The organism is Streptomyces sp. NPDC052396, assembly GCF_044593195.1.
Taxonomy (GTDB): domain Bacteria; phylum Actinomycetota; class Actinomycetes; order Streptomycetales; family Streptomycetaceae; genus Streptomyces.
Window position 1 is genome coordinate 100213 of sequence record NZ_JBIUAW010000014.1, and the last position, 12209, is coordinate 112421.

Annotated in this window: 13 protein-coding genes; 11 read left to right on the forward strand and 2 right to left on the reverse strand. The window is 71.7% G+C overall.

Annotated elements, in window-relative coordinates; genetic code table 11:
• Window positions 1-98: 98 nt before the first annotated feature.
• The 10 genes from ACIHFE_RS29480 (at window position 99) to ACIHFE_RS29525 (ending at window position 8084) form a co-directional block, all read left to right on the forward strand.
• Window positions 99-1019 carry a Rossmann-like and DUF2520 domain-containing protein gene (locus ACIHFE_RS29480; protein ID WP_400111352.1) on the forward strand — a complete coding sequence of 307 codons (921 nt, stop codon included), beginning with the start codon at window positions 99-101 and terminating at the stop codon, window positions 1017-1019.
• Window positions 1016-1894, forward strand: a complete 879-nt coding sequence (gene panC, locus ACIHFE_RS29485; RefSeq protein WP_400111354.1) for a pantoate--beta-alanine ligase — start codon at window positions 1016-1018, stop codon at window positions 1892-1894. The genes ACIHFE_RS29480 and panC overlap by 4 nt, the downstream gene beginning before the upstream one ends.
• The gene (locus ACIHFE_RS29490) at window positions 1891-3597 is read left to right on the forward strand and encodes an L-aspartate oxidase (protein ID WP_400111356.1); all 1707 of its coding nucleotides are present in this window, start codon (window positions 1891-1893) and stop codon (window positions 3595-3597) included. The genes panC and ACIHFE_RS29490 overlap by 4 nt, the downstream gene beginning before the upstream one ends.
• Window positions 3594-4595 carry a carboxylating nicotinate-nucleotide diphosphorylase gene (nadC, locus tag ACIHFE_RS29495; RefSeq protein WP_400111358.1) on the forward strand — a complete coding sequence of 334 codons (1002 nt, stop codon included), beginning with the start codon at window positions 3594-3596 and terminating at the stop codon, window positions 4593-4595. The genes ACIHFE_RS29490 and nadC overlap by 4 nt, the downstream gene beginning before the upstream one ends.
• A complete protein-coding gene (locus ACIHFE_RS29500; protein WP_400111359.1) occupies window positions 4595-5392 on the forward strand; it encodes a type III pantothenate kinase in 798 nt (265 codons plus the stop codon). Before nadC ends, ACIHFE_RS29500 begins: the two co-directional genes overlap by 1 nt.
• Before the next feature lie 186 nt (window positions 5393-5578).
• Entirely contained in the window at window positions 5579-6250 is a 672-nt protein-coding gene (locus tag ACIHFE_RS29505) for a hypothetical protein (RefSeq protein WP_400111361.1), read from the forward strand.
• Window positions 6251-6304: 54 nt separating this feature from the next.
• Window positions 6305-6484: a hypothetical protein gene (locus ACIHFE_RS29510; RefSeq protein ID WP_400111362.1), complete on the forward strand. Its 180-nt coding sequence runs from the start codon at window positions 6305-6307 to the stop codon at window positions 6482-6484.
• Between the two features lie 151 nt (window positions 6485-6635).
• Window positions 6636-7031, forward strand: coding sequence for a BlaI/MecI/CopY family transcriptional regulator (locus tag ACIHFE_RS29515; protein ID WP_400111364.1), 396 nt, complete (start codon window positions 6636-6638; stop codon window positions 7029-7031).
• Between the two features lie 9 nt (window positions 7032-7040).
• Window positions 7041-7577, forward strand: a complete 537-nt coding sequence (locus ACIHFE_RS29520; protein ID WP_400111366.1) for an amino-acid N-acetyltransferase — start codon at window positions 7041-7043, stop codon at window positions 7575-7577.
• Between the two features lie 162 nt (window positions 7578-7739).
• The gene (locus ACIHFE_RS29525; protein WP_400111368.1) at window positions 7740-8084 is read left to right on the forward strand and encodes an Lsr2 family protein; all 345 of its coding nucleotides are present in this window, start codon (window positions 7740-7742) and stop codon (window positions 8082-8084) included.
• On the opposite strand, the gene ACIHFE_RS29530 is transcribed toward ACIHFE_RS29525, so the two are convergent.
• Window positions 8015-8719 (reverse strand): SCO3374 family protein, encoded by a 705-nt coding sequence (locus ACIHFE_RS29530; RefSeq protein ID WP_400111370.1) that lies wholly within the window; start codon window positions 8717-8719, stop codon window positions 8015-8017. The two genes, ACIHFE_RS29525 and ACIHFE_RS29530, sit on opposite strands and share 70 nt — an antisense overlap.
• A 499-nt stretch (window positions 8720-9218) precedes the next feature.
• Between ACIHFE_RS29530 and ACIHFE_RS29535 the strand changes: the two genes are divergently transcribed.
• Window positions 9219-11744, forward strand: a complete 2526-nt coding sequence (locus ACIHFE_RS29535) for an ATP-dependent Clp protease ATP-binding subunit (RefSeq protein WP_400111372.1) — start codon at window positions 9219-9221, stop codon at window positions 11742-11744.
• Window positions 11745-11849: 105 nt separating this feature from the next.
• On the opposite strand, the gene ACIHFE_RS29540 is transcribed toward ACIHFE_RS29535, so the two are convergent.
• Window positions 11850-12194, reverse strand: coding sequence for a trypco2 family protein (locus ACIHFE_RS29540; protein ID WP_400111374.1), 345 nt, complete (start codon window positions 12192-12194; stop codon window positions 11850-11852).
• Window positions 12195-12209 lie beyond the last annotated feature (15 nt).

Genomic DNA, 12209 nt, shown 5'->3' on the forward strand with positions numbered 1-12209 from the left:
GGCTGGGGACGCCCGGCGCCCGGGGGTACCCCCTCGCGTAGCATGACAACGGAATCGTCCGGTACCCCCGCGGACTGGAACGGAAGGCAGCGCGCCGCGTGAACGCACATCCCACCTCCGAGCCGCTGAGCGCGCAGGACCGTCCCGCGCGGCTCACCGTCGGCGTCGTCGGCGCGGGCCGTGTCGGCCCCGCCCTCGCCGCCTCGCTCAAGCTGGCCGGCCACCGCCCGGTGGCCGTCTCCGGCGTCTCCGACACCTCCCGCCGCCGGGCCGCCGAACTGCTGCCCGGCGTGCCGCTGGTCAGCCCCGCCGAGGTGCTGGCCGCCGCCGACCTGGTGCTGCTCACCGTCCCCGACGATGTGCTGCCCGGCCTGGTGTCCGGCCTGGCCGAGACCGGCGCGGTGCGCCCCGGCCAGCTGCTGGTGCACACCTCCGGCCGGTTCGGCGCGGCCGTGCTGGACCCGGCGCGCCGCGCGGGCGGACTGCCGCTGGCCCTGCACCCGGCGATGACCTTCACCGGCACCGCGGTGGACGTCCAGCGGCTGGCCGGCTGCTCATTCGGCGTCACCGCGCCCGAGGAGCTGCGGCTGGCCGCCGAGGCGCTGGTCATCGAGATGGGCGGCGAGCCGGAGTGGATCGAGGAGGCCGCCCGGCCGCTCTACCACGCGGCCCTGGCCATCGGCGCCAACTATCTGACCACCCTGGTCGCCCAGTCCATGGAGCTGCTGAGCACCGCCGGGGTGAGCGCCCCGGCCCGGATGCTCGGCCCGCTGCTGGGCGCCGCCCTGGACAACGCGTTGCGCAGCGGCGACGCGGCTCTCACCGGCCCGGTGGCCCGCGGCGACGCGGGCACCGTGGCCGCGCACATCGCCGAGCTGCGGGCACACGCGCCGCAGGCCGTCGCCGGATATCTGGCGATGGCCCGTACCACCGCGGACCGGGCACTCGCGCACGGCCTGCTCAAGCCGGAACTGGCGGAGGACCTGCTCGGCGTCCTCTCGGACGGAGGAAACCAGTGACCATCCAACTCGCCCGGGACGCAGCCGAGTTGCGCTCCCTGCCGCGCGGCGCGGGCCGCCGTGCGGTGGTGATGACCATGGGCGCCCTGCACGAGGGCCACGCCACCCTGATCCGCGAGGCCCGCCGGCTGGCCGGGCCCGACGGACAGGTGGTGGTCACCGTGTTCGTCAACCCGCTGCAGTTCGGCCCCGGCGAGGACCTGGAGCGCTACCCGCGCACCCTGGACGAGGACATCCTGGTGGCCGAGAAGGCGGGCGCCGATGTGGTCTTCGCCCCCTCGGTGGACGAGGTCTACCCGGGCGGGGAGCCCGAGGTGCGGATCACCGCCGGGCCGATGGGGGAGCGGCTGGAGGGCGCCCACCGCCCCGGCCACTTCGACGGCATGCTCACCGTGGTCGCCAAGCTGCTGCACCTGACCGCCCCCGAGGCGGCGCTCTACGGGCAGAAGGACGCCCAGCAGCTGGCGCTGATCCGGCGGATGGCGCGCGACCTGAACTTCCCGGTGGAGATCGTCGGCGTGCCGACCGTCCGGGAGGGCGACAACCTGGCCCTCTCCAGCCGCAACCGCTATCTCGCGCCCGCCGACCGGGCCTCCGCGCTGGAGCTCTCCCGCGCCCTGCTGACCGCCCGGGCCGCCGAGGGCGAGGGTCCGGCGGCGGTCCGCCGCTCCGCCCGGGCGGTGCTGGACCACGCGGCCGCCATGGAACCCCCCGTGGTCCTGGACTACCTGGCCCTCGTCGACCCGGCCGACTTCACCGAGGTCGCCGACGACCACACCGGCGAGGCGATCCTGGCGGTGGCCGCCAAGGTGGGCACCACCCGCCTGATCGACAACATCCCCCTGGACTTCTCGGACTTCGGAGCACACCGATGAGCGGTATACGGCTGCACGCCCCCCGCCCCGGCTGGACGGACACCGCCAATGTGGTGGTCATCGGCTCCGGCGTGGCCGGACTCACCGTGGCGCTGCGCTGCGCGGCGGCCGGCGCCCAGGTCACCGTGGTCACCAAGGCCCGGCTGGACGACGGCTCCACCCGCTGGGCCCAGGGCGGCGTGGCGGCCGCTCTGGGCGAGGGCGACACCCCGGCCCAGCACCTGGACGACACCCTGGTGGCCGGCGCCGGTCTGTGCGACGAGCAGGCGGTGCGCACCCTGGTCACCGAGGGGCCGGCGGCGGTCCGCCGCCTGATCGGGACCGGCGCCCGCTTCGACACCGACGCCGAGACCGGCGAGATCCTGCTCGGCCGCGAGGGCGGCCACCACCGCCGCCGTATCGTCCACGCCGGCGGCGACGCCACCGGCGCCGAGATCTCCCGGGCCCTGGTGGCGGCGGTGCGCGCGGCCGGGATCCACACCATCGAGCACGCCCTGGTGCTGGACCTGCTCAAGGACGCCGAGGGCCGGGCGGCCGGGGTATCGCTGCATGTCATGGGCGAGGGCCAGCACGACGGGGTGGGCGCGGTACGGGCCCCGGCGGTGGTGCTGGCCACCGGCGGCATGGGCCAGGTGTTCTCCGCCACCACCAACCCGGCGGTCTCCACCGGCGACGGTGTGGCGCTCGCCCTGCGCGCCGGGGCCGAGGTCTCCGACCTGGAGTTCGTCCAGTTCCACCCGACCGTGCTCTGGGTGGGCCCGGGCGCCGAGGGCCAGCTGCCGCTGGTCTCCGAGGCGGTGCGCGGCGAGGGCGCCCACCTGGTGGACGCGGACGGCCACCGCTTTATGGTCGGGCAGCACGAACTGGCCGAACTGGCCCCCCGCGACATCGTGGCCAAGGGCATCACGCGCCGGATGCAGGAGACCGGCACCGAGCATATGTACCTGGACGCCCGGCACTTCGGCGCCGAGATGTGGGCCAAGCGCTTCCCCACCATCCTGGCCGCCTGCCGGGCCCATGGCATCGACCCGGTGACCGAGCCGATTCCGGTGGCGCCCGCCGCGCACCACGCCTCCGGCGGGGTGCGCACCGACCTGGCCGGCCGCTCCACCGTCCCCGGCCTGTACGCCTGTGGCGAGGTCGCCTGCACCGGGGTGCACGGCGCCAACCGGCTGGCCTCCAACTCGCTGCTGGAGGGCCTGGTCTTCGCCGAGCGCATCGCCGAGGACATCACCGCGGGTCTCGCCGCCGGGGACCTCGCCCCGGGCGAGCCGGTGCCGGCCGGTGCGGAGCCGGGCGAACCGCTGCCCGCCCCCGAGGTCCGCCACACGATCCAGCGCATCATGACCGAGGGCGCCGGAGTCCTCCGTTCTGCGGAAAGCCTGGCCACCGCCGCCGAGCGGCTGGCGGCGATCTCCCGGGCCCCGGAGAAGCCGGCCGAGCCCGGCACCGAGAGCTGGGAGGCGGCCAACCTGCTTCTGGTCGCCCGGGTGCTGGTCGCCGCGGCCCGGCTGCGCGAGGAGACCCGTGGCAGCCACTGGCGCGAGGACCGCCCCGAGCGGGACGAGGAGTCCTGGAGCCGTCACCTCCTGGTCACCCTGCGCCCGGACCGTACCCTGGCCATCACCGGCACCGACACCCCCGCCTTCCCGCCCGTCACCCCTTCTTCTTCCCCTTCTTCCATCGCAAGGAGCAGCGAGTGAGCACCCCCGAGAACGTCCAGTACCGGCTCACCACCCTGGAGGAACCCGGCTGCGGTGCCGACTGCGCCTGTGGCGACGGGGCCTATGAGCAGGAGTGCGGGCTGGACGAGGCGCTGGCCGGGCTGCTGGCCCAGGCCGGCCTGGACCCCCTGCTGGTGGAGGACCTGGCCCATGCGGCCCTGGAGGAGGACCTGGACGGCGGGGTGGATGTCACCACCGTGGCCACCATCCCCGAGGACGCGGTGTGCACCGGTGACTTCACCGCCCGCGAGGCCGGCACGGTGGCCGGGCTGCGGGTTGCCGAGGCGATCGTCTCGGTGGTCTGCACCGAGGACTTCGAGGTCGAGCGGCATGCCGAGGACGGCGACCGGGTCGAGCCCGGCCAGAAGCTGCTGACCGTACGCACCCGCACCCGCGACCTGCTCACCGCCGAGCGCAGCGCCCTCAACCTGCTCTGCCGCCTCTCCGGCATCGCCACCGCCACCCGCGCCTGGGCGGATGTGCTGGAGGGCACCGGCGCCGTGGTCCGCGACACCCGCAAGACCACGCCCCTGCTGCGCTCCCTGGAGAAGTACGCGGTGCGCTGCGGCGGCGGCGTCAACCACCGGATGTCGCTGTCCGACGCGGCCCTGATCAAGGACAACCATGTGGTGGCCGCGGGCGGCGTCGCCGAGGCGTTCCGGGCGGTGCGCGAGCGCTTCCCGGAGCTGCCCATCGAGGTGGAGGTGGACCGGCTGGACCAGATCCCGCCGGTGCTGGCGGAGGGCGCCGAGCTGATCCTGCTGGACAACTTCACCCCCGAGCAGACCCGCGAGGCGGTCGCCCTGGTGGCCGGCCGGGCCCGGCTGGAGTCCTCGGGCCGGCTCACCCTGGACAACGCCCGCGTCTACGCCGGGACCGGCGTCGACTACCTGGCGGTGGGCGCCCTCACCCACTCCGCGCCGATCCTGGACATCGGCCTGGACCTGCGGGACGAGCCCGGTGGGGACGCCGCCTGATGCTGCTCACCATCGATGTCGGCAACACCCAGACCGTGCTCGGTCTGTTCGACGGCGAGGACATCGTCGAGCACTGGCGGATCTCCACGGACGCCCGTCGCACTGCCGATGAACTGGCCGTGCTCTTCCAGGGGCTGATGGGCCGGCACCCGCTGCTGGGCGAGGACCTGGGCGAGGGCATCGAGGGCATCGCCATCTGCTCCACCGTCCCCTCGGTGCTGCACGAGCTGCGTGAGATGACCCGCCGCTACTACGGCGACGTACCGGCCGTGCTGGTGGAGCCCGGGGTCAAGACCGGAGTGCCGATCCTGATGGACAACCCCAAGGAGGTCGGCGCGGACCGGATCGTCAACGCGGTCGCCGCCGTCGAGCTCTACGGCGGGCCGTGTGTGGTGGTGGACTTCGGCACCGCCACCACCTTTGACGCGGTCAGCGCGCGGGGCGAGTACACGGGCGGGGTGATCGCGCCCGGCATTGAGATCTCGGTGGAGGCCCTGGGCGTCAAGGGCGCTCAGCTCCGCAAGATCGAACTGGCCCGGCCGCGCAGCGTGATCGGCAAGAACACGGTCGAGGCCATGCAGTCCGGCATCATCCACGGCTTCGCCGGCCAGGTCGACGGCGTGGTCAACCGGATGGCCCGGGAGCTGGCCGACGACCCGGACGAGGTCACCGTGATCGCCACCGGCGGCCTGGCCCCGCTGGTCCTCGGCGAGGCCACGGTGATCGACGAGCATGAGCCCTGGCTGACCCTGATCGGCCTGCGGCTGGTGTACGAGCGCAACGCCGGGCGGGCCTGAGCCCCGCCCGGAGGCCGGACGGACCGATTACGGCCGTCCGGCCTTTGCCGTCTTTGCGGGCCGCCGGTTTGCGGGGCCACCGGCATTACGGCTTTCCGGCCGCTTACGGCCGGAATTCGGGACGCGAGCCACGCCAAGAACTCCGCGATAAGCGAATTTTGTCCGTTTAGCACTTAAAGTCGGCGCATGCCCACGCCTTATGGATCCCGCGGCGGCATGGCCTTCAGCGCGAACGAACTGCGCGTCCTGCGCCGTGCCCTCGCCATCGCCCTTCAGCCCGACCACCCCATCCGCCGCCCCGGCCCCGAGCGCGACGCGGACCGGCGTGACTGCCTCCGCCTGGTGACGGCCGTGGACGAGGCCGCCCGTGAGGGCGGCAGGCTGCGCGCCTTCCTCCGCGCCGACCTCGCCCGCTACCGCGCCGCCCTGCCCGGCACCGCCCCCGGCTATCTGGAGCGCCTCCAGGACGCCCTCACGGCCGGCCATCGGCCGGACGACGAGGACCTGGCCGCCCTGCGCACCCTGTGCGCCGCCCCGGCCGGCGCCGCCGAGACCCTCCGCCGCCGCGTCCTGCTGCGGCGCTGCGAGAGCCTGGCCGGGTCCGCCGTGGACTGGGGCCGGGCGGCCGTACCCCCGGCCCGGCCCGCCTACGCCGGCGCCGGCGCCGGGGAGCAGCCCAAACCCGAGCCCAAGCCCGGCGCCAAGCCCGGGGCCCGCAAGCCCGGCAGCCAGCCGGAGAAACCGGCGCCCAGGCCCGCCGCGCCCCGGCCGGACCGTCCCATTCCCACCCCGGGCGAGGTCTTCCCGCCCCGCCGCAAGCCCGCCCCGCCCGCCGAGACCCGGCTGACACCGGCGTAATCTGGACGGGTCGCTCAGCCCCACCCAATCCCGACCCAGAAGGAGCCGACGGCCATGGACTATGTCTCCGCCCTGGTCCCGCCCGTGGTGATGGCGGTCGCGTTCACCGCGCTGGTGGTGACGATCATCCGCAGTCAGGGTGGCGCGAACAAGGCCAAGGAGGACGCCATCGTCGACGCCGCGCTGGCCCGCGCCGAAGCGGCCGCCCGGGAAGCCAACGGCTCCGGCGCCTGATCAACGGCCCGCGGAAATCCGCGGCCCGCGCCCCCGGGGCGTACGATCCGAGACCGCTTTACCGCTTTCTCTCGGGTCGTACGCCCTTTTTGGCGCCGCTTTGCTGCCGCGATAAACCGGCATTCGAGACATGTCCCACTATTATTCCCGTGTGGTTCGACGCCTGGGTGATCTGGAAGACGCCGTCATGACGCGCGTGTGGGAGTGGAACCGGCCGGTCACTGTTCGAGAAGTGCTGGAAGACCTTCAGCAGGAACGGTCCATCGCCTACACGACCGTGATGACCGTAATGGACAACCTGTATCAGAAGGGCTGGCTGCGCCGGGAAGCCGAAGGCCGTGCCTATCGATATGAGGCGGTCTCGAACCGGGCCGCCTACTCAGCCGCACTGATGAACGAAGCGTGGTCCGTGAGTGACAACCCCGCGGCCGCTCTCGTCGCGTTCTTCGGCATGATGTCGGCCGAACAACGCGAAGCCCTGCGCGACGCCATCCGCATCGTGCAACTCGACGGTCCCGCCGAGGGACCCGGAGAGCCAGGGCGATAGCGTCCGCTTATGCCAGACGCAACTGCCGACCGCGCCCGCGCAAAAATCGTCACCGTCCGCCGCGCCCGGACCTCCGATGTCCCGGCCGTCCGCCGGCTCATCAACACCTACGCGCGCGAGCGCATCCTGCTCGACAAAGCCACGGTGACTCTTTACGAGGACATCCAGGAGTTCTGGGTCGCCGAGCGGGACGACGACGGTACGGTCATCGGATGCGGCGCACTGCACGTCATGTGGGAAGACCTGGCGGAGGTGCGCACTCTCGCGGTCGACCCGGCGGCCAAGGGCTGGGGCGTCGGGCACGCTCTCCTCGACAAGCTGGTGCAGACCGCACGCTGGCTCGGGGTGCGCCGTATTTTCTGTCTCACCTTCGAAGTCGACTTCTTCGTGAAGCACGGCTTCGTCGAGATCGGAGAGACCCCGGTGGACGGTGATGTCTACAGCGAGCTGCTGCGCTCCTATGACGAGGGTGTTGCCGAGTTCCTGGGTCTCGAACGAGTGAAGCCGAACACCCTTGGCAACAGCCGGATGCTTCTGCATCTGTGATCGCGAACCCTATGTCCGAATCGCGCCCCTATCGTGCCGCTCCGGAAGGCATGCTTCCCGTCCGCAAGGGCAGCTGAACCTTCCCCAGGGGTTTGTGTTTTTCCGGGAAAGGCGGTTTGCTATTCCTCCGTAATCCCTTTTCTGCTGATGAAAGGAAACCCCGTGGCGCAGAAGGTTCAGGTCCTTCTTGTCGACGACCTCGACGGCGGCGAGGCGGACGAGACGGTGACGTTCGCTCTGGACGGCAAGACCTACGAGATCGACCTCACCACGGCCAACGCGGACAAGCTGCGCGAGTCGCTCGCGGACTTTGTGAAGGCGGGGCGCCGCACCGGCAGTGCGCGCAGTGCCGGCGGCCGGGCCCGGGCCCGTACCGCACCGGCCGCGGTGGGTGGCCAGGACACCGCGAAGATCCGCGCCTGGGCCAAGGACAACGGCTACAACGTCAACGACCGCGGCCGGGTGCCCGCCGACATTCGCGAGGCGTACGAGAAGGCCAACGGCTGATCTCCGGCCGGATTTCCGGCCGGCGGGCCCGTAAGTGCCCGCCCGGCGCGCGACAGCCGGGCCCGGTGGCATTCGGTGGCCGCCGCGCTCACCAGCCGCACGAGATCGGGGGCGCCCGGTACGCCCCCGAGGCCGCACACCGGCAGGGTCGGCTCCACCTCGCATCCCGGCCGGGGAGGCCGCAGCCAGACGGCCTCCCGCGGGACGCAGGACGGCCCGCCCGCACGCCCGGACGGCGCGGGTGAAGGCTCCCCGCCGACCGGCGCCGGAGCGGCGATCCGGCCGCCCGCCCCGCGCGCGGTGAGCTCCAGGGCGATCCCGCCCCACTCCAGCCAGTCCAGCAGCCCCGGCAGCTCCTCGGCGCTGCCCGCCGCGGTCAGGAACCACAGCGTCCGGGCCCGGGTGTCCAGGGCCACCGGCCCCGTGCTCAGTCTGCGCCCGAGCACCGCCAGGCCGGCCGGCACCGGCAGCCCCAGGGCGTCGAACCGGACCCCGGTCGGCAGCTGGAGCGGCTCCTCGTCGCACACCGGCCAGCCGAGCTCCCGCTCGTACCAGCGGCGCCGTGCGCCGGGCTCGCCGGACGGCGGGGCGGCGGAATCCAGCGGTGTCCGGGGGCCGGTCAGGGCGGCAGTCATAGACGGTGCAACTGAGTCAAGCCCGCCGGGTTACGCAGCGTCGGTAACCGGGCACGCTGCGTATAGGGCTTGAGGGGCGCACAGAGGCTCCCGGCGGTGCGACGGTGTTCGCCCGTAGCGGAGCCGACCGGCCCGCGCCGCATGGAGTGTCAGTGGGCGGGGGTAAGACTTTCCCCATGGGGAGAGGCGGTACAGCGCGGCACGGCAGGGGCGTGGAGCGCCGGCCGGGGGCGGAGAGCGGACCCGCTGGAGCGGGCGGGCGTTCGCCATCGGCGTAGTGGTGGTGGGCGTATATGCCTGGCCTGCGGGAACATCGTCTCCCACCATCGGGTTGGAGGAGATGTCGGCTGTTCGGCAGCAGGTTCCCCGTCGACGCGGGGGTGATCCGGACGGATGTCGGCAGTTGGAATGAGCTGTCCCGTCCTGCGGGACTAGCATGCGGAAGGACAGGGAGGGGACCGACCCCTAACTGCCTGACCGCTCTGAGGAGCGATTAACGATGTTCGAGAGGTTCACCGACCGCGCGCGGCGGGTTGTCGTCCTGGCTCAGGAAGAAGCCCGGATGCTCAACCACAACTACATCGGCACCGAGCACATCCTCCTGGGCCTGATCCACGAGGGTGAGGGTGTCGCCGCTAAGGCCCTGGAGAGCCTCGGGATTTCGCTCGAGGCGGTCCGCCAGCAGGTGGAGGAGATCATCGGCCAGGGCCAGCAGGCCCCGTCCGGCCACATTCCCTTCACCCCCCGTGCCAAGAAGGTCCTGGAGCTGTCGCTCCGGGAGGCGCTGCAGCTCGGCCACAACTACATCGGCACCGAGCACATCCTGCTCGGCCTGATCCGCGAGGGCGAGGGCGTCGCCGCCCAGGTCCTGGTGAAGCTGGGTGCCGATCTCAACCGGGTGCGGCAGCAGGTCATCCAGCTGCTCTCCGGCTACCAGGGCAAGGAGGCCGCCACGGCCGGCGGCCCGGCCGAGGGCACACCCTCGACCTCCCTGGTCCTGGACCAGTTCGGGCGCAACCTCACCCAGGCCGCCCGGGAGTCCAAGCTCGACCCGGTCATCGGGCGCGAGAAGGAGATCGAGCGGGTCATGCAGGTGCTGTCCCGCCGCACCAAGAACAACCCCGTGCTCATCGGCGAGCCCGGCGTCGGCAAGACCGCCGTCGTCGAGGGCCTGGCCCAGGCCATCGTCAAGGGCGAGGTGCCCGAGACCCTCAAGGACAAGCACCTCTACACCCTCGACCTGGGCGCGCTGGTGGCCGGTTCCCGCTACCGCGGTGACTTCGAGGAGCGCCTGAAGAAGGTGCTCAAGGAGATCCGCACCCGCGGCGACATCATCCTGTTCATCGACGAGCTGCACACCCTGGTCGGCGCGGGCGCCGCCGAGGGTGCCATCGACGCCGCCAGCATCCTCAAGCCGATGCTGGCCCGTGGCGAGCTGCAGACCATCGGTGCCACCACGCTCGACGAGTACCGCAAGTACCTGGAGAAGGACGCCGCCCTGGAGCGCCGCTTCCAGCCCATCCAGGTCGCCGAGCCGTCGCTGCCGCACACCATCGAGATCCTCAAGGGGCTGCGCGACCGTTACGAGGCGCACCACCGGGTCTCCATCACGGACGAGGCGCTGGTCCAGGCCGCCACCCTGGCCGACCGCTATATCTCCGACCGCTTCCTGCCGGACAAGGCGATCGACCTGATCGACGAGGCCGGCTCCCGGATGCGCATCCGCCGGATGACCGCGCCGCCGGACCTCCGCGAGTTCGACGAGAAGATCGCCGAGGTGCGCCGGGAGAAGGAGTCCGCGATCGACTCGCAGGACTTCGAGAAGGCCGCTTCCCTGCGGGACAAGGAGAAGCAGCTGCTGGCCGCCAAGGCCAAGCGGGAGAAGGAGTGGAAGGCCGGCGACATGGATGTCGTCGCCGAGGTCGACGGCGACCTGATCGCCGAGGTCCTGGCCACGGCCACCGGCATCCCGGTCTTCAAGCTGACCGAGGAGGAGTCCTCCCGGCTGCTGCGCATGGAGGACGAGCTGCACAAGCGCGTCATTGGCCAGAAGGACGCCATCAAGGCGCTCTCCCAGGCCATCCGGCGTACCCGTGCGGGCCTCAAGGACCCCAAGCGTCCGGGCGGATCCTTCATCTTCGCCGGCCCCTCGGGTGTCGGTAAGACCGAGCTGTCCAAGACGCTCGCCGAATTCCTCTTCGGTGACGAGGACGCGCTGATTTCCCTTGACATGTCGGAGTTCAGCGAGAAGCACACGGTCTCCCGGCTGTTCGGCTCCCCGCCCGGATACGTCGGTTACGAAGAGGGCGGCCAGCTCACCGAGAAGGTGCGCCGCAAGCCGTTCTCCGTGGTCCTCTTCGACGAGGTCGAAAAGGCCCACCCGGATATCTTCAATTCGCTGCTGCAGATTCTTGAGGACGGCCGGCTGACCGACTCCCAGGGCCGGGTGGTCGACTTCAAGAACACGGTCATCATCATGACCACCAACCTCGGTACCCGGGACATCTCCAAGGGCTTCAACCTGGGCTTCGCCGCCCAGGGTGACGTCAAGACCGGCTACGAGCGGATGAAGGCCAAGGTCAACGAGGAGCTCAAGCAGCACTTCCGGCCGGAGTTCCTCAACCGTGTCGATGACACGGTGGTCTTCCACCAGCTCACCGAGGAAGACATCATCCAGATCGTCGACCTGATGATCGCCAAGGTGGACGAGCGGCTGAAGGACCGCGACATGGGCATCGAGCTCAGCGCGGACGCCAAGAAGCTGCTCGGCAAGAAGGGTTACGACCCGATCCTGGGCGCGCGCCCGCTGCGCCGCACGATCCAGCGCGAGATCGAGGACGTGCTCTCGGAGAAGATCCTCTTCGGCGAGCTGCGCCCCGGTCACATCGTGGTGGTCGGCATCGAGGGTGAGGGCGAGGAGAAGAAGTTCACCTTCCGTGGCGAGGAGAAGTCGGCGCTGCCGGACACTCCGCCGGTGGAGTCGGCGGCGGGTGGGGCCGGGCCCAACCTGTCCAAGGAGGCGTAGTTCTTCAAGGGTGCGCACAGCGCCCTGATGGCCGGCCCCGGGACCGCTTGGCGGTCCCGGGGCCGGTGCCGTTTTCCGGGTGGCGAGCCGGCCGGCCGCCGGGGCTCATTCCCCGGCGGACCCGAACCGCGAGATGCCCCCCGCCCGCTCGTTCCCCACCCGCCAGCTCCCGCCCGTCCGGTTGTCCCTGGGCAGCAGGGTGAAGGTGACCTTGTGGGTGTGGGTGGAGCCACGGGAGCCCTCCGCGCCGGCGTTGACCACCCAGGCGCGGACTCTGCCGGAGCCGCGGACGTCCTTGCGCATCTCGACCGTGAACTCCATGGTGATCTCGCCGACGTCAAAGGCCAGGTCCTGGCCCTCGCCCGCGGTGGCCGCGCTGGTCAGGCCGGTGCGTATGGCCTGGACGGCCTCGGCCAGTTCGATGTCGTCGAAGCGGGAATCGTCGGACATGTGCCCCCCAGCGGT

Excerpts from the sequence above, each read along its gene's own strand:
- ACIHFE_RS29490 (WP_400111356.1), top strand. The coding sequence starts at position 1,891 with ATGAGCGGTATACGGCTGCACGCCCCCCGCCCCGGCTGGACGGACACC.
- ACIHFE_RS29500 (WP_400111359.1), top strand. The coding sequence starts at position 4,595 with ATGCTGCTCACCATCGATGTCGGCAACACCCAGACCGTGCTCGGTCTG.
- ACIHFE_RS29505 (WP_400111361.1), top strand. The coding sequence starts at position 5,579 with ATGCCCACGCCTTATGGATCCCGCGGCGGCATGGCCTTCAGCGCGAAC.
- ACIHFE_RS29510 (WP_400111362.1), top strand. The coding sequence starts at position 6,305 with ATGGACTATGTCTCCGCCCTGGTCCCGCCCGTGGTGATGGCGGTCGCG.
- ACIHFE_RS29520 (WP_400111366.1), top strand. The coding sequence starts at position 7,041 with ATGCCAGACGCAACTGCCGACCGCGCCCGCGCAAAAATCGTCACCGTC.
- ACIHFE_RS29530 (WP_400111370.1), bottom strand. The coding sequence starts at position 8,719 with ATGACTGCCGCCCTGACCGGCCCCCGGACACCGCTGGATTCCGCCGCC.
- ACIHFE_RS29535 (WP_400111372.1), top strand. The coding sequence starts at position 9,219 with ATGTTCGAGAGGTTCACCGACCGCGCGCGGCGGGTTGTCGTCCTGGCT.
- ACIHFE_RS29540 (WP_400111374.1), bottom strand. The coding sequence starts at position 12,194 with ATGTCCGACGATTCCCGCTTCGACGACATCGAACTGGCCGAGGCCGTC.